This window comes from Burkholderia sp. AU32262 (assembly GCF_020419985.1).
GTDB classification, from domain to species: Bacteria; Pseudomonadota; Gammaproteobacteria; order Burkholderiales; family Burkholderiaceae; genus Burkholderia; species Burkholderia semiarida.
Genome location: NZ_JAIZRS010000015.1, coordinates 20,758 through 44,202 on the forward strand (window position 1 = coordinate 20,758; position 23,445 = coordinate 44,202).

General features: G+C 67.7%; 22 protein-coding genes. 9 read left to right on the forward strand and 13 right to left on the reverse strand.

The window, feature by feature from the left end:
- Nucleotides 1-798: 798 nt before the first annotated feature.
- Entirely contained in the window at nucleotides 799-1,287 is a 489-nt protein-coding gene (locus LGN10_RS18850) for an aminoacyl-tRNA deacylase (protein WP_059583420.1), read from the reverse strand.
- A gap of 448 nt (nucleotides 1,288-1,735) precedes the next feature.
- Between LGN10_RS18850 and LGN10_RS18855 the strand changes: the two genes are divergently transcribed.
- Nucleotides 1,736-2,029, forward strand: a complete 294-nt coding sequence (locus LGN10_RS18855) for a YciI-like protein (RefSeq protein ID WP_059583421.1) — start codon at nucleotides 1,736-1,738, stop codon at nucleotides 2,027-2,029.
- A 7-nt stretch (nucleotides 2,030-2,036) separates the two neighbouring features.
- Here LGN10_RS18855 and corA read toward each other — a convergent pair whose 3' ends face one another.
- Nucleotides 2,037-3,014 carry a magnesium/cobalt transporter CorA gene (corA, locus tag LGN10_RS18860; RefSeq protein ID WP_059583422.1) on the reverse strand — a complete coding sequence of 326 codons (978 nt, stop codon included), beginning with the start codon at nucleotides 3,012-3,014 and terminating at the stop codon, nucleotides 2,037-2,039.
- Nucleotides 3,015-3,213: 199 nt separating this feature from the next.
- Here corA and cydX point away from each other — a divergent pair, with 199 nt between their 5' ends.
- Together cydX and LGN10_RS18870 are read left to right on the forward strand one after the other, a co-directional pair.
- Complete coding sequence (cydX, locus tag LGN10_RS18865) at nucleotides 3,214-3,360, forward strand: cytochrome bd-I oxidase subunit CydX (RefSeq protein WP_063892434.1); 147 nt, start codon at nucleotides 3,214-3,216, stop codon at nucleotides 3,358-3,360.
- Nucleotides 3,357-3,974 carry an AAA family ATPase gene (locus tag LGN10_RS18870; protein WP_059583424.1) on the forward strand — a complete coding sequence of 206 codons (618 nt, stop codon included), beginning with the start codon at nucleotides 3,357-3,359 and terminating at the stop codon, nucleotides 3,972-3,974. Before cydX ends, LGN10_RS18870 begins: the two co-directional genes overlap by 4 nt.
- A 132-nt stretch (nucleotides 3,975-4,106) precedes the next feature.
- On the opposite strand, the gene LGN10_RS18875 is transcribed toward LGN10_RS18870, so the two are convergent.
- Together LGN10_RS18875 and LGN10_RS18880 are read right to left on the reverse strand one after the other, a co-directional pair.
- Entirely contained in the window at nucleotides 4,107-5,207 is a 1,101-nt protein-coding gene (locus LGN10_RS18875; RefSeq protein WP_059583425.1) for a saccharopine dehydrogenase family protein, read from the reverse strand.
- 468 nt (nucleotides 5,208-5,675) lie between these two features.
- Nucleotides 5,676-6,140 carry an Lrp/AsnC family transcriptional regulator gene (locus LGN10_RS18880; protein WP_006481526.1) on the reverse strand — a complete coding sequence of 155 codons (465 nt, stop codon included), beginning with the start codon at nucleotides 6,138-6,140 and terminating at the stop codon, nucleotides 5,676-5,678.
- A gap of 249 nt (nucleotides 6,141-6,389) precedes the next feature.
- Here LGN10_RS18880 and LGN10_RS18885 point away from each other — a divergent pair, with 249 nt between their 5' ends.
- Together LGN10_RS18885 and LGN10_RS18890 are read left to right on the forward strand one after the other, a co-directional pair.
- Nucleotides 6,390-6,929: a Spy/CpxP family protein refolding chaperone gene (locus LGN10_RS18885; RefSeq protein ID WP_060009782.1), complete on the forward strand. Its 540-nt coding sequence runs from the start codon at nucleotides 6,390-6,392 to the stop codon at nucleotides 6,927-6,929.
- 136 nt (nucleotides 6,930-7,065) lie between these two features.
- The gene (locus tag LGN10_RS18890) at nucleotides 7,066-7,497 is read left to right on the forward strand and encodes a PGDYG domain-containing protein (RefSeq protein WP_059583428.1); all 432 of its coding nucleotides are present in this window, start codon (nucleotides 7,066-7,068) and stop codon (nucleotides 7,495-7,497) included.
- 40 nt (nucleotides 7,498-7,537) lie between these two features.
- On the opposite strand, the gene LGN10_RS18895 is transcribed toward LGN10_RS18890, so the two are convergent.
- From LGN10_RS18895 to LGN10_RS18930, 8 genes are all read right to left on the reverse strand, one after another.
- Nucleotides 7,538-7,900, reverse strand: coding sequence for a DUF3022 domain-containing protein (locus tag LGN10_RS18895; RefSeq protein ID WP_089464776.1), 363 nt, complete (start codon nucleotides 7,898-7,900; stop codon nucleotides 7,538-7,540).
- A 13-nt stretch (nucleotides 7,901-7,913) separates the two neighbouring features.
- A complete protein-coding gene (locus LGN10_RS18900; RefSeq protein ID WP_089464777.1) occupies nucleotides 7,914-8,702 on the reverse strand; it encodes a YhfC family intramembrane metalloprotease in 789 nt (262 codons plus the stop codon).
- Between the two features lie 54 nt (nucleotides 8,703-8,756).
- Nucleotides 8,757-9,800: a LacI family DNA-binding transcriptional regulator gene (locus LGN10_RS18905; RefSeq protein WP_226224568.1), complete on the reverse strand. Its 1,044-nt coding sequence runs from the start codon at nucleotides 9,798-9,800 to the stop codon at nucleotides 8,757-8,759.
- A 319-nt stretch (nucleotides 9,801-10,119) separates the two neighbouring features.
- Nucleotides 10,120-11,085 (reverse strand): NAD(P)-dependent oxidoreductase, encoded by a 966-nt coding sequence (locus tag LGN10_RS18910; protein ID WP_059583521.1) that lies wholly within the window; start codon nucleotides 11,083-11,085, stop codon nucleotides 10,120-10,122.
- 4 nt (nucleotides 11,086-11,089) lie between these two features.
- Nucleotides 11,090-12,370, reverse strand: a complete 1,281-nt coding sequence (locus LGN10_RS18915; RefSeq protein ID WP_059583435.1) for an MFS transporter — start codon at nucleotides 12,368-12,370, stop codon at nucleotides 11,090-11,092.
- 115 nt (nucleotides 12,371-12,485) lie between these two features.
- Nucleotides 12,486-13,478, reverse strand: coding sequence for a sugar kinase (locus LGN10_RS18920; RefSeq protein WP_059645878.1), 993 nt, complete (start codon nucleotides 13,476-13,478; stop codon nucleotides 12,486-12,488).
- A gap of 28 nt (nucleotides 13,479-13,506) precedes the next feature.
- Nucleotides 13,507-14,271 carry a TIM barrel protein gene (locus LGN10_RS18925; RefSeq protein ID WP_226224570.1) on the reverse strand — a complete coding sequence of 255 codons (765 nt, stop codon included), beginning with the start codon at nucleotides 14,269-14,271 and terminating at the stop codon, nucleotides 13,507-13,509.
- Nucleotides 14,272-14,433: 162 nt separating this feature from the next.
- Nucleotides 14,434-15,327 (reverse strand): LysR family transcriptional regulator, encoded by an 894-nt coding sequence (locus tag LGN10_RS18930; RefSeq protein WP_226224572.1) that lies wholly within the window; start codon nucleotides 15,325-15,327, stop codon nucleotides 14,434-14,436.
- A 112-nt stretch (nucleotides 15,328-15,439) separates the two neighbouring features.
- Here LGN10_RS18930 and LGN10_RS18935 point away from each other — a divergent pair, with 112 nt between their 5' ends.
- Both LGN10_RS18935 and LGN10_RS18940 read left to right on the forward strand, forming a co-directional pair.
- A complete protein-coding gene (locus LGN10_RS18935; protein ID WP_226224573.1) occupies nucleotides 15,440-16,516 on the forward strand; it encodes a YeiH family protein in 1,077 nt (358 codons plus the stop codon).
- A 103-nt stretch (nucleotides 16,517-16,619) separates the two neighbouring features.
- Complete coding sequence (locus tag LGN10_RS18940; RefSeq protein ID WP_196485766.1) at nucleotides 16,620-18,353, forward strand: ClcB-like voltage-gated chloride channel protein; 1,734 nt, start codon at nucleotides 16,620-16,622, stop codon at nucleotides 18,351-18,353.
- A gap of 27 nt (nucleotides 18,354-18,380) precedes the next feature.
- On the opposite strand, the gene LGN10_RS18945 is transcribed toward LGN10_RS18940, so the two are convergent.
- Complete coding sequence (locus tag LGN10_RS18945) at nucleotides 18,381-19,001, reverse strand: TetR/AcrR family transcriptional regulator (protein WP_059583446.1); 621 nt, start codon at nucleotides 18,999-19,001, stop codon at nucleotides 18,381-18,383.
- 189 nt (nucleotides 19,002-19,190) lie between these two features.
- On the opposite strand from LGN10_RS18945, the gene LGN10_RS18950 reads away from it, so the two are divergent.
- Complete coding sequence (locus tag LGN10_RS18950) at nucleotides 19,191-20,300, forward strand: efflux RND transporter periplasmic adaptor subunit (RefSeq protein WP_059583447.1); 1,110 nt, start codon at nucleotides 19,191-19,193, stop codon at nucleotides 20,298-20,300.
- Entirely contained in the window at nucleotides 20,297-23,443 is a 3,147-nt protein-coding gene (locus LGN10_RS18955; protein ID WP_226224576.1) for an efflux RND transporter permease subunit, read from the forward strand. The genes LGN10_RS18950 and LGN10_RS18955 overlap by 4 nt, the downstream gene beginning before the upstream one ends.
- Nucleotides 23,444-23,445: the final 2 nt, after the last annotated feature.

The following is a 23,445-nucleotide window of genomic DNA, read 5'->3' on the forward strand; positions in this document are numbered from 1 at the left end:
CGGGTCGGTTCCGCCTCCGCCTCAACGTGAAATTTCATTTTCGATGCAATTAGTAATCCGAATCGAAAGCATCGATCGCGGATCCGAATTCATTCAATTTCAAGGAATCGTTTCAACCACCACGGGGTAGCCGCCCTATTCGGCGTCCGCCCTGCACCAGCGCGTTCAGGCAATTGTCAGCTTCGTCGGCGCAGGCACGTTCTCGTATGACGATTGAATCTTCGTTACACGCCGACGTCAGCCAGGCCGTTCGTCTTGGGTGCAGAAGATAGCAAGGAAAAAATTTGGGCGTCAAACTTTATTTGATACCCAAATACAAAGTTTGGAGGCCTTACTCGAATAACAAGTTAGTAAGCTTCAACAAACATTTTCCATTAATTCGGTAATTATTTTGTAGGCTGTCGCACTAATTCAGTGCCTCTCATAAATAATCACCGATTTAGTGCGGCGCACTGCATTGGCGCGTCTGGAATGAGCGCCGCCGGATGCGTCTGGTTGTCTCATGCAAGGATGGAAGCCGATTGACCGTTGTCACGCGGAGCCAGGGCCCGTTGACGCGATATTCCGAGGATTTGCCCGCCGCATTTTTGCAAAGGATTCCAAATTAAAATAAGCAAACCCTCCTACTGGCCTGGTTGAAATAATCGTCTGCACAACGAACCTATTTTCCGAAACCGGGTACCGCTGCGCCAGCGTGAATTCGTTGCCCGCCCCTCTGCGCGCACGGGCATCTCCACTTCACCGGGCCCGGTGGGAAAAATGCCCGCGCATGCGTCATCGATGCACGGCCGGCATCGCTCAGGACAGCATCATCCCCTGCATACGATGCGAGAAATGCGCGCGCTCGGCCGTCTCCATCAGCGCCAGGAATTCGTCCTGCATCATGTGGATCAGCGCTTCGTGGTCGCCGGCCTCGAAATAGACTTCCGGCTGCTGCGCGAGGTGTTCCTCGAGGAACGTCTTCATCCCGTACGCCATGCACACGGGCGGCAGCGCGCCCATGTCGCAATCCTTGAACAGGTCGCGCAATTCGACCTCCCGGGCGAGCACGAGATGGCGTCCCGTCTTCACCCAGAGATCCGACAGACGCACGGCGTGCGTCGTCGGCAACACGGCGGCGACGTAGCCCTCGGCGTCCTCGAGGAGCACCGTTTTCGCGAGACGATCGCCGGGAATGTGCGCGGCGGCGGCCGTCTCCATGCTCGTATGGCTATAGGGGTGGTACACGACTTCGTACCGCGATGACTTCTGGCGCAGGCAATCCTGCAGGGTGGCTGAGACCGGCATGGCACACCTCGTCTGGGCGAATCGGGCGAACGGCGTTCGCTCCGGATTCGTTCAGCATAGGTCGCATTCCGGCCCAATGGAAACACCCCTCGCACGCCCCCCGCCCCCGGGCCGGCGCCTATCGTTTTCACCCGCTCCCCTGCCTTCGCCGGCATGCGAAATCCGGACCCGGCATAGGCCGGCGCCTCCTCGTTTCCTGTAGACGAATTCCACGCGGATCGGCCGTGGACGCGAAGCGCCCGGCAATTCGCCGATGTCTGGAAGCTCGACCGTTAGTTGCGTTTTTAAGGAAGCCAGCGGGATATCGGCCGGGATGCGCGGGTCATGAAGCGCCCCCGCCCAATGCCCGCCATCCCGCCGGCAAACCACGCCGCCAAGGGCTTTCCCGCTGCCCTATACTGACCTGGCCGCCCACTATCCGAGGCGGAAACCGATTCCTGGAGCGATCATGCATTACCAGTTGATCTACGAACTCGTCGACGATTACCTGTCGCGCCGCGAACCGCTTCGTGCGGAGCATCTCGCGCTCGCGCAGGCGGCGACCGAGCGCGGCGAACTCGTGCTCGCCGGTGCGCTGGCCGACCCGGCCGACCAGGCCGTGCTCGTGTTCGAAGGCGATTCGCCGGAAGCGGCCGAATCGTTCGCGCGCGCCGATCCGTACGTGCAGAACGGCCTCGTGAAATCGTGGCGCGTGCGGCCGTGGCGCGTCGTGGTCGGCAAGCACGCGCCGCGTCCGGCGTGACGCCGCCCTACAGCCACCCCGCCCGCTTGAAACGCCACCACAGCGCGAGGTCGGCGGCGGCCATCACCGCGATGCAGCCGTAGAACCCGTATTTCAGGTGCAGTTCGGGCATGTTCGCGAAGTTCATCCCGTAGATGCCGGCGATCATCGTCGGTATCGCGAACAGCGCGGCGAACGAGCCGAGCCGCTTGGTCACCTCGTTCTCCGCGAGCGAAATCATTCCGAGGTTGACCTGGATCGCCGTGACGACCATCTCGCGCCGCCCTTCGATCGTTTTCACGATCCGCTGCAAATGGTCGTACACATCGCGGAAGTAGGCCGCCATCCCGCTGCAGACTTGCGGAACACGCCCGCCGGTGAGCTTCGCGAGCGGCTCCATCAGCGGCGCCGTGTGCTGGTACAGCAGCACGAGCCGGCGTTTCAGCGAATAGAGATCCTCGATGATCGCGCGCGACGACGCCGGCGTGGCCTTCGCGAAGATGCGGTCCTCGAGTTCCTCGAGTTCGGTGCCGAGCGTTTCGAGGATCGGGAAATACCGGTCGACGACCTGGTCCATCAACGCGTAGAACACGAACGCCGACCCCTCCCGCAGCAGATGCGGCTCCCGCTCGCAACGCTTGCGCACGTCGCGGAAATCGTGCTCGGTATGGTTGCGGATCGACAGCACGTAATTCGGGCCGACGAACACGTTCAATTCGCCGACCTTGAATTCGCCGTCCTCGTCGAGTTCGACCGTATGCAGCACCGCGAACAGCGAATCGCCGTATTCCTCGATCTTCGGCCGCTGATGGCCCTTGCGCGCATCCTCGAGCGCCAGCTCGTGCAACCCGAATTCCTCGCCCATCAGGTCGATTTCCTCGGGCGTCGGATCCTTCAGCGCGACCCAGACGAAGCATTCGGGCTTCGACACGTAATCGCTGATGGCATCGATGTCGATATCGGCCAGCTTGCGGCCGTCCTGGTAAGCAGCACAGTTGATCAGCATGTTGTTCACGATATTGCGGTTTGCGCATCAGTTTACCGGTTTGCTGCACGGACGGGCCGGCTTGCACGGCACGCCGATATTGGTCATGATCGGGCTGCGTGCATCGCAGCACGCGCTCCGTGCGCTTCGACAGGCTCGTCGGGCCTGCATTGCGCACTGCACAACGGCCGCGCGGCCCAATCGTCAAGGAGACAGACCTATGTGGTATTTCTCGTGGATACTCGGCATCGGCGTGGCGCTCGGCTTCGGCATCATCAACGCGATGTGGCTGGAAGCGGAAGTATTCTCGCGCGGCGACAAGCGCGGCGACACGTCGGGCCAGCGGTCGGGGAGCCGGCATTCGTGACGCACCTGGTGTTCTTCTGCGGTCACGCCGGCACCGGCAAGACCACGCTTGCGAAGCGGCTCATCGGGCCGCTGATGCGCGCGACCGGCCAGGCGTTCTGCCTGCTCGACAAGGACACGCTGTACGGTCGCTACAGCGCGGCCGCGATGGGGGCGCTCACGGACGATCCGAACGACCGCGACAGCCCGCTCTACCTGAAGCACCTTCGCGATGCCGAATACCAGGGCCTGCTCGACACGGCCCGTGAAAATCTCGCGCTCGGCATCGGCGCGCTCGTCGTCGGCCCGCTATCGCGCGAAGTGCGCGACCGGCGCATCCTCGATCGCGCGTGGCTCGGCATCGCGCCGGACGTCACGCTGACGGTCGTCTGGGTCCATACGTCGGAAGACGTCGCGCACCAGCGGATCGTCGCGCGTGCGAACCCGAACGATGCGTACAAGCTCGCGCACTGGGACGAATACCGGCAGCGCCGCTTCGTGCCGACTGGCCGCGAATGCGACGGCATCGTGATGTTCGACAACACCGCGCCGTCCGACGCGGACATCGACGCGCTGCTGTACCGCATCGTGCCGCCGCCGCAACCGGCGACGATGGTCCCGCCGCTGCCGGCCTGATCCCGCGCCCCCGGCCCTTCCGCTTCTCCCCCAAAAAAACAACGCCGGAAGCGCTGCTGCGCTCCCGGCGTCGTACGGCCCTCGTGCCAGTGGCTGGCGAATGGTCTGGTAACTACCGTCTGGCAACCGCGGTCAGGCAACCGCGTGCATGCGCTCCATCGTGCCGCCGTCGTACAGCTTGCCGAAACGGTTCGACAGGAACGCCTTCAGCGACACCTTCTCCTGCGGGATGAAACCGCTCTGCGGCAGCTTCTTTTCGCGGAACAGATCCAGCACCGCGCACATCGCGCCGGCCGTCGTGATCTGGATCGCGCTCATGTGCATCCCGCACACGTCCTTCGCGAAGATCTTGCGCGTGAACACGTCCTGAACCAGTTGGCCGTCCTTCACGCCCGTCACCGTGACGAACACGAGCACGACGTCCTGCTTCGTCGACGGCACCGCGCGGCGCATGATCGACTTCAGCGTGTCGCGGTCGGTCGACAGGCGCAGGTCCTCGAGCAGGAACTGCACGAGTTCGCGGTGGCCCGGGTAGCGCACCGACTTGTAGTCGAGCGTCTCGACCTTGCCCGACAGCGTCTCGCACAGCGTGCCGAGGCCGCCCGACGTGTTGAACGCTTCGTATTCGGTGCCGTCGAGCGAGAAGTGTTCGAGGCCCTCGAGCGGCTGCACCCACTGCTTGCGGCCGTCGCGGATCGCTTCGCACGGCTGGCAGTATTCGTTGATCAGGCCGTCGACGCTCCACGTCAGGTTGTACTTCAGCGCGTTGGTCGGATATTCGGGCAGCGCGCCGACGCGCATCTTCACGTCGCGCACTTCGCTGAAGCCGTTCACGAGTTCGTGCGCGGCGATGCCGATGAAGCCCGGCGCGAGGCCGCATTGCGGCATGAACGCGCGGTCGGAGCCGTCGGCCAGTTCGCGGATCGCATGGGTGGCGCGCACGTCTTCGGTCAGGTCGAAGTAATGAACGCCGGCCGCCTTCGCGGCCGCGGCCACGTTGACCGCGAGGTAGTAAGGCAGCGCGTTGACGAGCGCATCGAAGCCCTTCACCGCTTCGCGAATCGCGTTCGCGTCGGCCGAATCGACCCGTTGCGTCGCGATGCCTTCGCGCGACAGCTTCGCGAGCGCATCCGCGTCGCGGTCGAACGCGACGACTTCGTAGTCGCCGGTTTCGCGCAGCATGTGAGCAATGGTGTGGCCGATCAGACCTGCGCCGACGATGGCGATTTTCATGCGCTTATCTCCTGATGATGGGTTTGGTGTTGTGAACGGCGTTGAGCCAATGAACACAGTGTAGGGACGCGCAAAATCAGTTCCAAGACGAAGAATGATGCGAAACGACCGATAATTTCGACGTTATGACGATAAATTTCGTCGAAACGACCGATTCACATAAAAATCGCGTATAGCAGATGTCGCACGCCGGCCGTTGGCGGCCGCGCATTGCGAGGATGAAGACGACGCACGGCGTCGCACCGGACGCACGAACCGCACATGCATCGGGTACGACACGCCGGTCGAAGCTGAATACGAAAGGAGATTCTGGAAAGAAGCGCGCGAGGCGCGAAAGGACAACGGCGGGGGCCCGTGACGATCACGAAGGACAGCGAAGGCCGATACGAATGCGTGCGGGCAGGTACCTCGACTTCAATCCGGGCAGCCGTGACGCAGCGACGCCCGCGCGGCGCCGCATCCAACAGGTCAGCCGCCGATCGTTCCGCGATCGATCTTGCGCGACAGGATGATCGACGTCGTCGTGCGCTCGACGCCTTCGAGCGTGCCGATCTGGTCGAGCAGGTCGTTGAGCCGCTCCGGCGAATCGGCGCGCAGCCACGCGACGTAGTCGTACTCGCCGCTCACCGCGCACAGCAGCTGGACTTCCGGCATCCGGTCGAGCTTGCGCAATACGTCCTTGCCGAACTTCGGCGTGAGGATGATGCCGACGTACGCATAGATACTCGCGTCGAGCACGTCCTGCCCGAGTCGCACGCTGTACCCGGCGATCACGTTGGTGCGTTCGAGCCGCGCGATGCGCGCGACGACCGTCGTGCGCGCCACGTCGAGCTGGCGCGCGAGATCGGCGACGCTGGCGCGCGCATCGGCTTGCAGCAGCGCGACGAGTTGCCGGTCGAGATCGTCGAGTTGGTCGAGACGGGGTGGACGCATGACGCTGAGCCGGCGCGCGATGTGCCGGCGGAGTGGAAAGTGACGCGATGATAGCGCCGAACGCCGGCGCGCCCAACCGGCATGGCCCGGATTCGTACCTTCGATTTCGATTCGTATCGGATGTAAGCAAGTGTCGCATTCACTGCCGCGCGGCAGGCAACGTGCTACTAATAACGGGCGACGCGAGAGGCGCGCTGGCGGCGATGGCCGCCGCGCCCGCTCGCCAGACACCACCCCGGAGAGCCAACCATGAAGAAAATCTCGCTCACCCTCGCTACGCTCGCCGTTGCAGCCAGCGCGTTCGCGCAAACCCCGGCACAGCCGCAAGCGCCGGCAACGACGGCCGCGGCGTCGGCGCCGAGCGCCGAGCAGCGCGCGGCGCGCCACGAAGCGCGCATCGAGCAGCGCATCAAGTACCTGCACGACCAGTTGAAGATCACGTCGGCGCAGGAGCCGCAATGGAAGACGTTCGCCGACACGATGCGCGACAACGGCGCAACGATGGGCCGCCTCTACAGTGAACGGATGGCCAAACACGACGTGTCCGCGATCGACGACATGAAGCAGTACGCGGAACTGTCGCAGGCGAACGCCGACGGCGCGAAGAAGCTCGCCGACGCATTCGCGCCGCTCTACGAGAGCTTCCCGGCCGAGCAGAAGGCGCTGGCCGACACGACGTTCCGCAGTTGGCTGCACCACGGCGGCGAGCACCGCGGCAAGGGCAAGACGAAGGGCAAGGAAGGCAACGCGGCCGCCGCGCCGGCCGCGAGCGCGCCCGCGCAGCCCTGACGCCTTCCCCGCCGGCGCCGTGCCGGCCCACCCGGGCCGAACGGCGCCGCGCGTCGATCGGCGACCGGCGCGTCACACGGCGCGCCGAATTCGGGATAAGCTCCCGGCTTTTCCCGCTTTCCCGCCCCTCCCCGCCATGCTCGAACTCAAGCAACTCGATCTGCGTACCGATCCGCAGGCCCGTCGCGTCGTCAAGGACGAAACCGTCGCCGTGTCCTTCGCGGACGCCGACGGCGAACTGATGAGCCTCGAAGGCCCGAACCGTTATGTGACGGGCGACGCATTGATCACCGGCTCGACCGGCGACCGCTGGGTCGTGTCGCGCGCACGTTTCGACGCCAAATACCTGCCCGCCGATCCGGCGCTCGCGCACGGCACGCCGGGCGCCTACCGCAACCGGCCGGCCGTCGTGCTCGCGCGCCGGATGGACGAGCCGTTCACGATCGCCCGCTCGGAAAACGGCGACACGCTGCGCGGCGTCGCCGGCGACTGGGTGATGCAATACGCGCCGGGCGACTACGGCGTCGTGCAGGCGCAGCGCTTCGCGCAGGTCTACCGCGACGCGTGACGCGTCACGCACCGCGCCGGCACAAGGCCGGCGCCGCCGCTCACGCAAAGTCTTCGTCGAGTTCGAGTTCCGCGTCGCGCTCGACGGCCTCGCCGGCCGCGTGCCGCTCTTCGAGCGAGCCGAGCATCGCTTCCGTATACGCATGCAGCACCGCATGGCTGCGCGCGCGCTGCATCGGCTTGAGCGCCAGGTAGCGCGCGAGCGCGGCCGGCACGATCCGGATGTCCAGCGTCATCCGCTTCGGCGTCGCGCCGAAACGCATCGCGAGCCACTGCACGGACAGGAATCGCCCGCGTTCGTCGCTGTTTTCGACAAAGCGCGTCTGCTCCGGAAAGAGATCGCAGATCACGCGCGCAAGCGCGTCGAATTCCGCGCTCGGGCATTCGATCAGATAGTCGTCCATTGCGTCGCTCCGGTCAGGCCGTCGCACGCGACGGCCGGCACGTCTTCACCAGCACGGCCACCAGGATCGCGGCCAGCACGAAATACGCGGCCTCGACCCACGCGGCCGGCAGCACGCGCACCTGGTACAGCAGCGTGGGCGTCGCCGCGAGCGCATGCAGCACGATCGCGAGCGGCAACACGGCGATGCGGCCGGCACGCACGCCGCGCCACATCAGCACCGACAGCGCCAGTTGCACCGCGAACGCCGCGCAGCGTTCGAGCAGCAACAGCAGGATCGACTGGGCCGACAGCGTCGCGAGCATCATGTGCAGCCGCACCACGGTGTCGACCGGCAGGTCCGACAACTGCGTCTCGAGCTGGCCGCGGCTCGCGAGCCACGCGAGATACGACCACTGACCCCACACGAGCACGCCGACGAACCACGCCTCGGCGCCGCCGTGACCGATCCCGTAGCCGATTCCGCGGCCGTCGCCAGCCGATGCGCCATAGCGGCGGTTCAGCACGCGCATGCCGAGATAGCGGCCGATTTCCTCGAATACGGCGGTCGCGAGCGCGCTGTACGCGACGAACGCGAGCGGCTGCGTCAGCCAGCCGTCCTCGGGCGTGCGGCTCAGCACGAGCCCGTGGAACGCGCGCTCGACGATCATGGCAAACAGCGTGAAGACGGCGACGCCGACGATCGTGTCGCGGCGGTTGAGCGCAAGCGGCTTGCGCAGGAAGCGGTAGAGGACGAGCGGCAGCAGCGCGATGATCAGCGTGGCGGCGATCAGCGCCGCCAGCGTGACGGGAGCGACAGTCATGGAGTTCCTTGTTCGGGGCAGCGCACCTGGCGCGCTGCGTGCCCCGAATGATACTCAGCTTGCGGTCGACGCGCGCGCGATCAGGTCGCCGGGCAGCATCGCGACGCGCACGTCGCCCGCCGCGCCGTCGATCCGCTCGTGCACGAATTCGACGGCCTTGTAGCCGATTTCGTAGGTCGGCTGACGGATCGTCGTGATGCCGATCAGCTCGGCCCATTCCGGATCGTCGATCGACAGCAGCGCCGCCTGCTGCTGCCACGCGGCGCCGAAACGCGCGCGCAGGTGGCGCGCGATCGCCAGCGCGACCGGCGCATTCGCGGCGAACAGCGCCGCGCGCACGCCGCGCCGCGCCGCATCGTCGATGCGCGCATCGACGTCGGCGAGCGCCGCCGCGGCCGCGCCAGGTTCGTTCAGGTCGAGCACGACCGTCGACGGCACCGCCAGCCCGCGCGCCGCCAGCGCCGCGCGGAACGCGGCCTCGCGCACGCGCCGCGAGCTCACGTGCTCGAACGGCTGCACGACGAAATGGATCGCGTCGAAGCCCTGTGCGACCAGATGCGCGAGCGCCGTCTCGATCGCATCGGTATTGTCGAGGCCGATCAGGTCGGCCTCGAAGCCCTCGACCGTCCGATCGACGAGCACGGCCGGAATGCCCGCGCCGCGTAGCGGGCGCAGCACGTCTTCCTCGGCGCCGAGCGCGTTGACGATCAGCCCTTCGACGCGGTAGGTCGTGAGCAGTTGCAGGAAGCGGCGCTCCATCTCGACTTCGTTCGCCGCGTGACAGATGAGCGGCATGTAGCCGAGCGCATGGCACGCGGCCTCGACGCCCTGCAGCACTTCGACGGTGTAGGGATTGGTCAGGTCGGCCGCGAGCATGCCGAGCAGCCGGTTGCGGCCGCGCTTGAGCCCGCGCGCCATCTGGTTCGGCCGGTAGTTGAGCCGCGCGATCGCCGCCTCGATCCGCTGGCGCAGATCGACCGACAGCACATGCGTCTCGCCGTTCAGGTAGCGCGAAACGCTGGTCTTGCCCGTGCCGGCCTCGCGCGCGACGTCGCTGATCGTCGCCGGACGCGTCGTGGAAGATTGCGAATCGGTCACTGTCGTGCCTCGCGACGTACGATCCGCGCCGCTTCGTGAGCAGACGGACCATTGTTGTTGGAAACGTAAGCCAACCGGCGGCCTCCCCTGTCCTGGCGCGTCGGCGCCTGCGCCGGCCCGGTGCTTCACGCTCGAGCAGCGCCCGCCAATGGCGTTACAGCAGTCGGCCGCACCGGACCTGGCGCGGAAGCCCGTCGCGCGACGCCGCCGGCCGCGTGGCCGGCCGTCGATGCGACGAGCGCGGGCGATCATAACGCAGCCAGCCCTCGGGCACCAAGACCATCGACTCTAACCGCGCAGGGCGGTTATCGCAGGCGGCTCAGGCGTGCGCCAGCGCATCCGGGTTGACGAGATTCGCGCGCAGCGTGCCGGCCAGCGCGCCGACCAGGTTTTCCGCCGCGCAGCGCGCCATCGCATGGCGCGTCTCGTGCGTCGCCGAGCCGATATGCGGCAGCGCGACCACGTTCTTCATCCGCAGCAGCGGCGAATCGGCCGGCAGCGGCTCCTTCTCGAACACGTCGAGCCCCGCGCCGCGGATCGTCCCCGCACGCAGCGCGTCGATCAGCGCGGCCTCGTCGACCACCGGCCCGCGCGACGCGTTGATCAGGATCGCGCCGCGCTTCATCTTCGCGAACTCGGGCGCGCCGATCAGATGGCGCGTGTCGGGCGACAGCGGCACTTGCAGACACACGAAATCCGACTGCGCGAGCAACTCGTCGAGCGTCACGCGCCGGGCGCCGTACTGCGTCTCGGCCTCGGCATGCGCGGACCGGTTCGCGTACAGCACCTGCATCCGGAAGCCGAGCGCCGCGCGGCGCGCGACCGCGCCGCCGATGCGCCCGAGCCCGACGATGCCGAGCGTCTTGCCCTGCACGTCGGTGCCGTACAGGTCGGGGCCGATGCTGCGATGCCAATGGCCGGCTTTCACCCACTCGGCGAGCTCGACCACGCGCCGTGCGGAGGCCAGGATCAGTGAAAAGACCGTATCGGCCGTCGACTCGGTCAGCACGTCGGGCGTATGCGCGAGCACGATGCCGCGCCGCGTGAAATCGGCGACGTCGAAGTTGTCGTAGCCGACCGAGATCGTCGACCACGCCTTCAGCCGCGGCGCACGGTCGAGCATCTGCGGCGTGATCTTCAGGCTCGCGCCGATCGCGCCGTCGGCGTCGCCGAGCGCGGCGGCGAGCGCGTCGGCGCCGTCGGCGTGCACGACGTCCGCATGCTCGCGCAGGTACGCGAGAACGTCATCGGGCAGCGGCTTGTACGCGACGATACGGGGCTTCATCGTTTCATTTTCCTTGCAGCGGCGCGGCGAGCGGATGCGCATCGCGCGCCTGGGGTTTGACGGACAGCGTGAGGATCACCGCGGCGACGAGCGCGGCGCTCATGAACGCGTACGACGCGACGGGCGACCCGGTCGCGCCGTTCAGGTAGCCGACGAAGTACGAGCCGACGAACGAGCCGAGCGCGCCCATGCTGTTGATCAGCGCCATCGCGCCGCCCGCGACGTTCTTCGGCAGCAGTTCCGGCACGATCGCGAAGAACGGGCCGTACGGCGCATACATCGCGGCGCCCGCGACGACCAGCAGCGCATACGAGATCCAGAAATGCGACGAGCCGAGCGCGTACGACGCGGCGAACGCGGCCGCGCCGACCAGCAGGAACGGCCACACGAAGCCGCGACGCGAGCCGACCTTGTCGGACGCCCACGACGCGGCGAGCATCGCGATCGTCGCCGCGAGGTACGGCAGCGCGGACAGCCATCCGGTCGCGACCATCCCGAGATCGGAACCGTTCTTCACGATCGACGGCAGCCACAGCACGAAGCCGTACACGCCGATGCTCCAGCAGAAATACTGCGCGCACAGCTTGATCACGGCCGGCGAGCGGAACGCCTCGCCATAGTTGCGCACCGGCTTGATCGCCGCCTGCTCGGCCGCGAGCGCGGCGTCGAGGTCGCGCTTTTCCTGTGCGTTGAGCCACGGCGAATCGGCCGGCTTGTCCTGCACGAGGCACCACCAGCACACGGCCCAGATGACGGCCGGGATGCCTTCGGCGATGAACATGTGGCGCCAGCCGAATTCATGCACGAGATAACCCGACACGATCGACATCCACAGCACCGTGACCGGGTTGCCGAGGATCAGGAACGTGTTCGCGCGCGAGCGCTCGTTCTTCGTGAACCAGTTGCTAATGTAGATCAGCATCGCCGGCATCACGGCCGCCTCGACGACGCCGAGCACGAAGCGGATCGCCATCAGCGACGGGATGTTGCTGACCACGCCGGTCAGGGCCGCGCAGCCGCCCCACAGCACGAGGCTCGCGAACACGAGCTTCTTCACGCTGCGGCGTTCCGCATAGATTGCGCCGGGGATCTGGAAAAAGAAGTAGCCGAGGAAGAACAGCGCACCGATCAGCGACGACAGGCCCTTGCTGATCCCGAGATCCTGGTTGATGCCGGCCGCCGCCGCGAACCCGTAGTTCGCGCGATCGAGGTAGGCGAGGCTGTACGTGATGAAGACGATCGGCATGATCGTCCACCACCGACGGGCTGCGAGATTGGCTGCCATGTGAGTGTCTCCGTATATGGACCGGAGTGGACGCGCTGGCGCCTGCCCGGCCTCGAACAAAACTGCTGTGCGTCGCGCACGAAATGGACCCGCGGATTGTGCCGTGTCCGGCCTCTCATTGCGCGGTGATGGTTTCCTCTAAGCGATCGGCGTCATTGCTGACATTTTCGAGCCGGTCGAGCGCGTCGCGGGTCGGCAACCCTTCCGAATCGCCGATCACCTGGATCGCGAGCGCACCGATCCGGTTGCCGCGCGCGACCGCCTGCTCGACGCTGCGGCCTTCGAGCAGCGCGCTGACCACGCCGACCGCGAAGCCGTCGCCGGCGCCCACCGTATCGACGACCTTTTCAACGCGCTCGCCGGCAACGATGCCTTCGCGGCCGTCGGCCGTGCGGAAATACGCGCCCTGCTCGCCGAGCTTGATCACGACGCCGCGCGCGCCCTGCGCGAGATAGAAGCCCGCGATGTCGGCCGGCGTGTCGTGCCCGGTGAGCTGCCGCCCTTCGGCAAGGCCCGGCAGCACCCAGTCGGCGAGCGTCGCGAGCGCATTCAGCGTCTTCGCCATCACGTCGGCGGACGGCCACAGCGTCGGGCGCAGGTTCGGATCGAACGAGATCGTCTTGCCGGCCGCCCGCATCTCGCGCGCGAGCCGGAACGCCAGTTCACACGACGTCGCCGAGATCGCCGGCGCGACGCCCGTCAGGTGCAGGTGGCGCGCGCCGAGCACGTAGTCGGCAACGTAGTCGTCGCACGACAGGTGGCTCGCGGCCGAACCCTTGCGGAAATATTCGACGGTCGGGTCGCTGCCGTCGTCGTTGCGCGACTTCAGCTGGAAACCGGTCGGGTAACGCGGGTCGACGGTCACGCACGACGCGTCGATGCCCTCGCGCGCCAGCGTGTCGAGCACGTAGCGGCCGAACGAATCGCTACCGACCCGGCTCATCCAGCCGACCCGGAAGCCGAGCCGCGACAGGCCGATCGCGACATTCAGGTCGGCGCCGGCGATCCGCTTCGCGAATTGTCCGGCGTGCGCGAGGTGGCCGGGCTCCGTCGCGACGAACATCGCCATCGCTTCGCCGTAAGTCACGACATCGAGTGCTGCTTTCATGACTGAACTCCTCAGGATCCTGCTGCCGTCACGCGGTCGCGAGCCACGCGACACGCCGGCAGGCATCGCCGGCCAGGTCGGCCGCGTCGAACGGGAACTCGATGCCGCGCGGCGCATGCCGCGGCAGCGCCGCGAGCACGCCGGTCACGAGCGGGTCGTCCGGCGCCGGCGCGACGGCGAAACGACGCGCGCCCTCGCCGTCGATGGTCTTGCAATGAATGTATTCCACGTGCGGCGCGAGCACCTGTGCGCAGTCGAGCGGCGCTTCGCCGCGCCACAGCCAGTTGCCGATGTCGAACGTCATGCCGAGCGCCTCGCGCATGCCGGCATCGGCCAGCGCATCGAACAGCCCGCGGAACTGCGCGAACGCGCCGCCGACCTCGAGCTGGCCGTTTTCCACCACCACGCGAGCCCGCGCGCCGGCCGACAGCGCGACGATCTCGGCCGCGTGCGCGTCGCCCGCGAAGCCGCCGAGCTGCAATTTCACGAAGCGCGCGCCGAGCGCATCGGCTTGCGCGAGCGCGTCGCGCAAAGCGTCGGCATCGAGCGCGCCCGTTTCCGTATACAGCGAGTCCGGGGTCGAATAGACCGACCACAGTCCGTGGCCGGCGATTTGCGCGCCGAGCGCGGCCAGCGCGCCGGGCGCCGTATCGCCGTCCGACGCGAACAGTTCGCGCCGCACCTCGAACCCGGTCGCACCGGATGCCGCCACGGTCGCGATGAATGCACTGTGGCCCTCCTGGCGCACCCGGTCCATCCCGAATGCGCTCGCCACGATCACGATGTCTGCCATGTTGCCCTTTTTCAACCGGAATGGAACCGGTTCCATTTGCTTGAGACGGATGGTGCGCTTCGCTTCAGACCCACGCCATAGAGGAAATCCCTAAGGCCCGCTGGTCACACGAATACGCGCCCGAACGCATGCAACACCTGTTCCCGGCGCAGCGTCGAGCGTCTATGCGAGGCCCTGCGCGAGGCTCATTTCGAGGAATTGCGCGGCGATTCGCGACGGCGCGCCGCCGTGCGGCACGAGAATGGAGAAATGCCGCGTGAGCGGCGCGGGCGCCAGCGAGCGCGGCACGAGCGCCGCATCCTCGTGACGCAGCGACATCGCGGACACGAACCCGACGCCCATTCCCGCGCGCACGGCTTCCTTCACGGCCTCGACCCCGGCGATCTCGAACGCGACGCGCATCGGCGCGCCGCCGTGCGCGAACGCGCGCTCGACGAGTTGCCGCACCGCGGAGCCCGCCTCGCGCAGCACGAGCGGATGCGCGGCGAGCGCATCGAGCGTCACGCCCGCGTCGTGGCCAGGCGCCGCGAGCGGATGGCCGGCCGGCACGATCGCGACGATCTCGTCCTCGTGCCACGCGTGCACGGCCGTACCCGGCGGCAGCGCCTCGCCGGGCGGCCCTTCGATCAGCGCGATGTCGAGCGACGGCAGCGCCGCGACCACGTCGGCCGTATTGCCGCTCATCGTCTGGATCGACACGCGCGGCGCGCGCGGCTGGAACGCCGCGATCAGGTACGGCAGCAGGTAGCTCGCGGGCGTCGTGCTCGCGCCGATGCGCAGCGTGCCGGTTTCCAGCCCGCGCACCGCGTCGCGAAACGCACGCGCCTGCGCGAACGTGTCGCGCTGCGCCTTCGCGTACTGCGCGAGCTGTTCGCCTACCGGCGTCAGGCGGATGCCGCGGCCGTCGCGCTGGTACAGCGGCTCGCCGAACTCGTCCTGCAGCAGCCGCAACTGGCCCGACACGGCCGGCTGCGACAGATGCAGCGCCACGGCGGCGCGGCTGATGTTCAGATGCTCGGCGACGGCGGCGAACGTTATCAGTTGATCCGGGGTCATGGCGATGAATTATCGGCTTTCCGGATAGTTTACGTCACAAATCACAATTTTTCATATCGATATAACGAAATTAGGATTACACCATCGCCACACGCTCCATCACGGTGCCCCCATGTCCACTGCTCCGACTCCCCATCTCAGCCATGCCGCGCCGTCGATGCGCGGCCAGTTGAACGGCGTGCTGTTCGTCGCGCTGTTCGCCGCCGCCGTCACGAGCCTGTCCGAGCTCCCCGCGATCGCGGGGCTCGGCCTGTCGCCGCTGATCGTCGGCATCGTCGCCGGCGCGCTGTACGGCAACGGCCTGCGCGACGGCATGCCGGCCAGTTGGGCGGCCGGCGTCAATTTCTCCGCGCGCAAGCTGCTGCGCATCGCGGTCGCGTTCTTCGGCCTGCGCGTGAGCCTGCAGGAAATCGCGCAGGTCGGGCTGCCGGGCCTCACGGTATCGGTGCTGGTCGTCGTCAGCACGCTCGCGATCGGCACCTGGGTCGGCATGAAGCTGATGAAGCTCGACCGCGACGCCGCGCTGCTGACCGCCGCCGGCAGCGCGATCTGCGGCGCGGCCGCCGTGCTCGCGTTCGAGTCGACGCTGCAGTCGAAGCCGCACCAGAGCGCGATGGCCGTGGGCAGCGTCGTGCTGTTCGGGACGCTGTCGATGTTCCTGTATCCGCTCGCCTATCACGCCGGTCTGCTGAACCTCGATCCGGCGGGCCTCGGCCTGTTCTTCGGCGGCACGATCCACGAAGTCGCGCAGGTGGTCGGCGCGGCGAGCGACATCAGCCCGGAGGTCGTGCGCGTCGCGACGATCGTCAAGATGACGCGCGTGATGCTGCTCGTGCCGGTGCTGCTCGCGCTCGGCTGGTGGCTCGCCCGGTCCGCGCGCTCGGCGCATGACGCGGCCGGCGGCGCGCAAGGCAGGCGCAAGGTGGCGGTGCCCTGGTTCGCGCTCGGCTTCCTCGGCTTCGTGATCGTCAATTCGCTGAACGTGCTGCCGGCGGACGTCACGCATACGCTGAACGTGCTCGATACCTTCGCGCTGACGATGGCCATGACCGCACTCGGCATCGAGACGCGCGTCGCGCAGATCCGCGCGGCCGGCCCGCGAGCGCTGATGACCGGCCTGATCCTGTACGTGTGGCTGATCGTCGGCGGCTACGGCGTCACCTGGGCCGTGCAGCACTGGCTTGGCTGAGCCGCACGTCCGCGACGGTTCGCGCGCCGCGCCCGACGGGAGAGTCCCGCGGGCGCGGCGCGGTGCTATGCTTCGCGTCGTTTTCCATCGCCCCCTTTCAGCCGTGCTCTCGTTCCTGCTGAAGCTGCGCACTCGCGCCCGAACGCTGCTCCGCCTGTCGGACGCCCATACGATGCTGATCTGGTCGGCCATCGTCGGCGTCGGCGGCGCCTTCGCGACGATCGCGTTCCGCGAAGGCATCGATCTGATGCAGCGCCTGATCTCGGGGCACAGCGGCAGCTTCGTGCAGATGGCCAGGAGCCTGCCGTGGTACGTGCGATTCTGGATGCCGGCCGCGGGCGGCTTCCTCGCCGGCTGCGTGCTGCTCTTCGCGACGCGCGGCGACAAGGAGGCCGCCAAGACCGACTACATGGAATCGGTCGCGCTCGGCAACGGCGTCGTGCCCGTGCGGCAGAGCCTGTGGCGCAGCGTGTCGTCGCTGCTGACGATCGGCAGCGGCGGCTCGATCGGCCGCGAAGGCCCGATGGTGCAGCTCGCGGCGCTCGCCGCGTCGCTCGTCGGCCGCTTCGCTCACTTCGACCCGCCGCGCCTGCGCCTGCTGGTCGCGTGCGGGGCGGCGGCCGGCATCACGTCCGCGTACAACGCGCCGATCGCCGGCGCCTTTTTCGTGTCGGAGATCGTGCTCGGCACGATCGCGATGGAGAGCTTCGGGCCGATGGTCGTCGCATCGGTCGTCGCGAACATCGTGATGCGCGAATTCGCCGGCTACCGGCCGCCGTACGAGATGCCGGTGTTTCCGGCCGTGACGGGCGCCGAGGTGCTGCCGTTCGTCGTGCTCGGCGCGCTGTGCGGCGTGCTCGCGCCGCAGTTCCTGCATCTGCTCGACGCGTCGAAGACGCAGTTCAAGCGGCTGCCGGTGCCGCTGCCCGTGCGGCTCGCGCTCGGCGGCCTCGTCGTCGGCGTGATCTCGGTGTGGATTCCCGACGTGTGGGGCAACGGCTACAGCGTCGTGAACCACATCCTCCATTCACCGTGGACCTGGCAGGCGCTCGTCGCGGTACTCGTGTTCAAGGTGATCGCGACCGCCGCGACGGCCGGCTCGGGCGCGATCGGCGGCGTGTTCACGCCGACGCTGTTCGTCGGCGCCGTGTTCGGCTCGCTGTTCGGGCTCGCGATGGACGCGCTGTGGCCCGGCCATACGTCGGCCTATTTCGCGTACGCGATCGTGGGGATGGGCGCATTCATGGCGGGCGCCACGCAGGCGCCGCTGATGGCGATCCTGATGATCTTCGAGATGACGCTGAGCTATCAGGTCGTGCTGCCGCTGCTGGTGTCGTGCGTGTTCGCGTATTTCGTCGCGCGCGCGACGGGCACGACGTCGATGTACGACATCACGCAGCATCACTACCAGGACGCGCAGGAGCGGCAGCGGCTGCGCACCACGCAGATGCGCGCGCTGATCCAGCCCGCGCAGACGGTCGTGCCGCTCACCGCGAGCGTCGCCGACATGACGCGCGTGTTTCTCGAATATCCGGTGAAGTACCTGTACGTGACCGACGACGCCGGGCGCTTTCGCGGCGCGGTCGCGCTGAAGGACATCACGTCGGATCTGCTCGACAAGCGCGACACGGCCGACAAGACGGCCGCGCACTACGCGCATACGCCGTTTCCGCTGCTCACGCCCGACATGCCGCTCGCGACCGCGCTCGAACGCTTCATGGCGTTCCAGGGCGAACGGCTGCCGGTGATCGAGAGCGAAGCCGAGCCGACGCTCGCGGGCGTCGTCTACAAGACGTCGCTGCTCGATGCGTACCGGCGGATGACCGGCGAGCGCTGACGCGCGCCGCCGCACCGCGCGCGCCGGTCAGTCCGGCGCGCGCCCCAGCACGACCCGCGCGAAGAACCCCGCGAGCGCCGCTTCGGCCACGTCGGCCGACACGTGCTGCGGATCGGCCGTGTAGTACGACTGCACGCCGTCGCACAGGCACATCAGCCCGAACGCGAGCGTGTCGGCCGGCAGCAGCAGCGGCGTGCCCGAGCGCTCGGCGAAGCGCTCGATGAATTCGGCCATCTGCACGCGCTTGCCGTGCAGGAACTGGTTGAAGCGCACGCGGAACTTCGCGTCGCGCGCGGCCTGCAGCTTCGCCTCGCCCCACAGCAGCGAATATTCGTCGTCGCGAAACAGCGTCCGGTAATACGCGAGCGCCATCGATTCCATCTGCTCGCGCGTGCCGCCGCCTTCGAAAATCGCCTCGAAGTCGGCCCGCACCTCCTCGTGATCGCGCTCCAGCAACTCCAGCAGCAAGTCGGACTTGCTGCGGAAATTCGAATAGAACGCACCGCGCGTATAGCCAGCCGCCGCCGCGATGTCCTCGACGCTCGCGGCCACATAGCCCTTCTTCAGAAAAATGCGATGCGCGGCTTTCAGCAGACGTTCGCGCGTCTGGTCCCGGCTCTGCTCTCGAGTTAAGCGCTGTGGTTTCATGGCGCGCAGTCTAGCATCCTTTCCCTTTCAGATTCATCTTTGCATTCGGATACAGGTGTGTATTAGAATCCGCCACAGTTTCTGACAATGTTGTCCGTCTGTCCGCGCGCGCCGATGCCGGCGCCGTTTTGGGGCAAGCGCCCGCCGCGCTTGCCGGCTTCGTTCCGCTCCACCTCACCTGGGGGTTTCGTGAATCGCTCCGGTTCCCGCGCCGCGCTGCTGATCGGCGCCGCGCTCGTCCTTGCCGCCTGTCATCCGAAAGAATCCGCGCCGCCCGCCCCGCGCCCCGTCGTCGCGCTGCCCGCACGGGCCGACACCGCCGCGGCCGCGCGCACGCTGCCCGGCGACATCCAGCCGCGCTATGCCACCCCGCTGTCGTTCCGCATCGCCGGCAAGATCATCGAGCGCCGGGTGCGGCTCGGCGATACGGTGAAGGTCGGCCAGGTCGTCGCGCTGCTCGATCCGTCCGACGTCGAGAAGAACGCCGCGAGTGCGCAGGCGCAACTCGATGCCGCGACGCACAGCCTCGCGTTCGCGAAGCAGCAGCTCGACCGCGATCGCGCGCAGGCCCGCGAAAACCTGATCGCGACCGCGCAGCTCGAACAGACCCAGAACAGCTACACGTCGGCGCTCGCGCAGCGCGACCAGGCGCAGCAGCAGCTCGCGCTCGCGAAGAACCAGCTCCGCTACGCGACGCTCGTCGCCGATCACGCGGGCACCATCACCGCCGAACAGGCCGATACCGGCCAGAACGTGTCGGCCGGCCAGCCGGTCTACCAGCTCGCGTGGTCGGGCGACGTCGACGTGGTGAGCGACGTGCCCGAGGCCGCGCTCGCGTCGCTCGCGCCCGGTCATGCGGCCACCGTCACGCTGCCGTCGCTGCCGGGGCGTCAGTTCGCCGCGAAGGTGCGCGAAATCGCGCCGGCCGCCGATCCGCAAAGCCGCACCTGGCGCGTGAAGCTCACGCTCGGCACGCCCGACCCCGCGATCCGGCTCGGGATGACCGCGGACGTCGCGTTCGCCGGCGCGCCGGTTGCCGGCGACGCGCAGCCGATCACGCTGCCCGCCACCGCGCTGTTCCACGACGGCGCGCAGCCGGCCGTGTGGGTCGTGCGCACCAAGGACGACACGCTCGAGTTGCGCCGCGTCGACGTCGCGCGCTTCAACGAGCGCACCGTCACCGTGTCGCGCGGGCTGCAGCCGGGCGAGCGCGTCGTGCTGCAGGGCGTGCATACGGTCAGCGCGGGCGAGAAGGTGCGCGCGATCGCGCCGCTGCATCCGGAGGACTTCGCATCGTGAGCGTCTCCCACGAAGAAGGCCGCTTCAACCTGTCCGCCTGGGCGCTGCGCCACCAGGCGCTGGTCGTCTACCTGATCGCGCTCGCGACGCTCGCGGGCATCCTCGCTTACACGCGGCTCGCGCAATCCGAAGACCCGCCGTTCACGTTCCGCGTGATGGTGATCCGTACCTTCTGGCCCGGCGCGAGCGCGCGGCAGGTGCAGGAACAGGTGACCGACCGGATCGGCCGCAAGCTGCAGGAAACGCCGGCCATCGATTTCCTGCGCAGCTATTCGCGCCCCGGCGAATCGTTGATCTTCTTCACGATGAAGGATTCGGCGCCCGTGAAGGACGTGCGCGAGACCTGGTACCAGATCCGCAAGAAGGTGGGCGACATCGGCTATACGCTGCCGCCCGGCGTGCAGGGTCCGTTCTTCAACGACGAATTCGGCGACGTCTACACCAACATCTGGACGCTCGAGGGCGACGGCTTCACGCCCGCGCAACTGCACGACTACGCGGACCAGTTGCGCACCGTGCTGCTGCGCGTGCCGGGCGTCGGCAAGGTCGACTATTTCGGCGACCCCGACCAGCGGATCTTCATCGAGGTCAACAACGCGCAGCTCACGCGGCTCGGCATCTCGCCGCAGCAGCTCGGGCAGGCGATCAACGCGCAGAACGACATCTCGTCGGCCGGCGTGCTGACGACCGCCGACGATCGCGTGTTCGTGCGGCCGAGCGGCCAGTTCGACAACGTCGCCGCGATCGCCGACACGCTGATCCGCATCAACGGCCGCACGTTCCGGCTCGGCGATCTCGCGACGGTCAGGCGCGGCTACGACGATCCCCAGGTTACGCAGATGCGCGCGAACGGCCATGCGGTGCTCGGCATCGGCGTGACGATGCAGCCGGGCGGCGACGTGATCCGGCTCGGCAAGGCGCTCGACGCCGAATCGAAGGATCTGCAGGCGCAACTGCCGGCCGGCCTGAAGCTGACCGAAGTATCGAGCATGCCGCACGCGGTCTCGCACTCGGTCGACGACTTCCTCGAAGCCGTCGCCGAAGCGGTCGCGATCGTGCTGGTCGTGAGCCTCGTGTCGCTCGGGCTGCGCACCGGGATGGTCGTCGTGATCTCGATTCCGGTCGTGCTCGCGGTCACCGCCCTCTTCATGTACCTGTTCGACATCGGGCTGCACAAGGTGTCGCTCGGCACGCTCGTGCTCGCGCTCGGGCTGCTCGTCGACGACGCGATCATCGCGGTCGAGATGATGGCCGTGAAGCTCGAACAGGGCTACAGCCGCGCGCGCGCCGCCGCCTTCGCGTACACCAGCACCGCGTTCCCGATGCTGACGGGCACGCTCGTCACGGTATCGGGCTTCCTGCCGATCGCGCTCGCGAAATCGAGCACCGGCGAATACACGCGCTCGATCTTCGAGGTGTCGGCGATCGCGCTGATCGCGTCGTGGTTCGCGGCCGTCGTGCTGATCCCGCTGCTGGGCTATCACATGCTGCCCGAGCGCAAGCGGCACGCGCACGAGGCGCACCTGCCCGACGATCACGAGCACGACATCTACGACACCCGCTTCTACCGGCGGCTGCGCGGCTGGATCGACTGGTGCATCGAGCGGCGCTTCGTCGTGCTGCTGATCACGGGCGCGCTGTTCGTCGTCGCGCTGATGGGCTTCACGCTCGTGCCGCAGCAGTTCTTCCCGAGCTCCGACCGGCCCGAGCTGCTGGTCGACCTGCGGCTGCCCGAAGGTGCGTCGTTCGCGGCGACGCTGCGCGAGACCGAGCGCCTCGAGAAGGTGATCGACAAGCGTCCCGAGATCGACCATGCGGTGAACTTCGTCGGCAGCGGCGCGCCGCGCTTCTACCTGCCGCTCGATCAGCAGTTGCAACTGCCGAACTTCGCGCAGTTCGTGATCACCGCGAAATCGGTCGAGGATCGCGAGAAGCTCGCGGCCTGGCTCGAAACCACGCTGCGCGACAAGTTCCCGGCCGTGCGCTGGCGGCTGTCGCGGCTCGAGAACGGCCCGCCGGTCGGCTATCCGGTGCAGTTCCGCGTGAGCGGCGACAGCATCGCGACGGTGCGCTCGATCGCCGAGAAGGTCGCGGCGACGATGCGCGGAGACGCGCGCACGGTCAACGTGCAGTTCGACTGGGACGAGCCGGCCGAGCGCTCGGTCCGCTTCGAGCTCGACCAGAAGAAGGCGCGCGAGCTGAACGTCACGTCGCAGGACGTGTCGAGCTTCCTCGCGATGACGCTGTCCGGCACGACCGTCACGCAGTATCGCGAGCGCGACAAGCTGATCGCCGTCGACCTGCGCGCGCCGCGCGCCGACCGCGTCGATCCGGCGAAGCTCGCGGGCCTCGCGCTGCCGACGCCGAACGGCCCCGTGCCGCTCGGCTCGCTCGGCCGCTTCACGCCGACGCTCGAATACGGCGTCGTGTGGGAGCGCGACCGCCAGCCGACCATCACCGTGCAATCCGACGTGCGCGCCGGCGCACAGGGCATCGACGTCACGCACGCGGTCGACGCGAAGCTGAACGCGCTGCGCGCGCAGTTGCCGGTCGGCTATCAGATCAACATCGGCGGCTCGGTCGAGGAAAGCGCGAAGGCGCAGGCATCGATCAACGCGCAGATGCCGCTGATGGCGATCGCCGTGTTCACGCTGTTGATGATCCAGCTGCAAAGCTTCTCGCGCGTGCTGATGGTCGTGCTGACCGCGCCGCTCGGGCTGATCGGCGTGGTCGCGACGCTGCTGCTGTTCGGCCAGCCGTTCGGCTTCGTCGCGATGCTCGGCGTGATCGCGATGTTCGGGATCATCATGCGCAACTCGGTGATCCTGGTCGACCAGATCGAGCAGGACATCGCGGTCGGCCACGGCCGCGTCGACGCGATCATCGGCGCGACCGTGCGGCGCTTCCGCCCGATCACGCTGACGGCCGCGGCCGCCGTGCTCGCGCTGATCCCGCTGTTGCGCTCGAATTTCTTCGGGCCGATGGCGACCGCGCTGATGGGCGGCATCACGAGCGCCACCGTGCTGACGCTGTTCTATCTGCCTGCGCTGTACGCGACGTGGTTCCGCGTGAAGCGCGACGAACGCGACCCTCGGGACGGCCCGCCGCCAGGCGCCACGTCTGCCGCGCCGTCGGGAACCTGACC

What these genes read in the sequence shown, in the direction of transcription:
- LGN10_RS18850 (WP_059583420.1), bottom strand. Translation starts at nt 1,287, where the DNA reads ATGCCGGTCTCAGCCACCCTGCAGGATTGCCTGCGCCAGAAGTCATCG.
- LGN10_RS18855 (WP_059583421.1), top strand. Translation starts at nt 1,736, where the DNA reads ATGCATTACCAGTTGATCTACGAACTCGTCGACGATTACCTGTCGCGC.
- corA (WP_059583422.1), bottom strand. Translation starts at nt 3,014, where the DNA reads ATGCTGATCAACTGTGCTGCTTACCAGGACGGCCGCAAGCTGGCCGAT.
- cydX (WP_063892434.1), top strand. Translation starts at nt 3,214, where the DNA reads ATGTGGTATTTCTCGTGGATACTCGGCATCGGCGTGGCGCTCGGCTTC.
- LGN10_RS18875 (WP_059583425.1), bottom strand. Translation starts at nt 5,207, where the DNA reads ATGAAAATCGCCATCGTCGGCGCAGGTCTGATCGGCCACACCATTGCT.
- LGN10_RS18880 (WP_006481526.1), bottom strand. Translation starts at nt 6,140, where the DNA reads ATGCGTCCACCCCGTCTCGACCAACTCGACGATCTCGACCGGCAACTC.
- LGN10_RS18885 (WP_060009782.1), top strand. Translation starts at nt 6,390, where the DNA reads ATGAAGAAAATCTCGCTCACCCTCGCTACGCTCGCCGTTGCAGCCAGC.
- LGN10_RS18890 (WP_059583428.1), top strand. Translation starts at nt 7,066, where the DNA reads ATGCTCGAACTCAAGCAACTCGATCTGCGTACCGATCCGCAGGCCCGT.
- LGN10_RS18895 (WP_089464776.1), bottom strand. Translation starts at nt 7,900, where the DNA reads ATGGACGACTATCTGATCGAATGCCCGAGCGCGGAATTCGACGCGCTT.
- LGN10_RS18900 (WP_089464777.1), bottom strand. Translation starts at nt 8,702, where the DNA reads ATGACTGTCGCTCCCGTCACGCTGGCGGCGCTGATCGCCGCCACGCTG.
- LGN10_RS18910 (WP_059583521.1), bottom strand. Translation starts at nt 11,085, where the DNA reads ATGAAGCCCCGTATCGTCGCGTACAAGCCGCTGCCCGATGACGTTCTC.
- LGN10_RS18915 (WP_059583435.1), bottom strand. Translation starts at nt 12,370, where the DNA reads ATGGCAGCCAATCTCGCAGCCCGTCGGTGGTGGACGATCATGCCGATC.
- LGN10_RS18920 (WP_059645878.1), bottom strand. Translation starts at nt 13,478, where the DNA reads ATGAAAGCAGCACTCGATGTCGTGACTTACGGCGAAGCGATGGCGATG.
- LGN10_RS18925 (WP_226224570.1), bottom strand. Translation starts at nt 14,271, where the DNA reads ATGGCAGACATCGTGATCGTGGCGAGCGCATTCGGGATGGACCGGGTG.
- LGN10_RS18930 (WP_226224572.1), bottom strand. Translation starts at nt 15,327, where the DNA reads ATGACCCCGGATCAACTGATAACGTTCGCCGCCGTCGCCGAGCATCTG.
- LGN10_RS18935 (WP_226224573.1), top strand. Translation starts at nt 15,440, where the DNA reads ATGTCCACTGCTCCGACTCCCCATCTCAGCCATGCCGCGCCGTCGATG.
- LGN10_RS18945 (WP_059583446.1), bottom strand. Translation starts at nt 19,001, where the DNA reads ATGAAACCACAGCGCTTAACTCGAGAGCAGAGCCGGGACCAGACGCGC.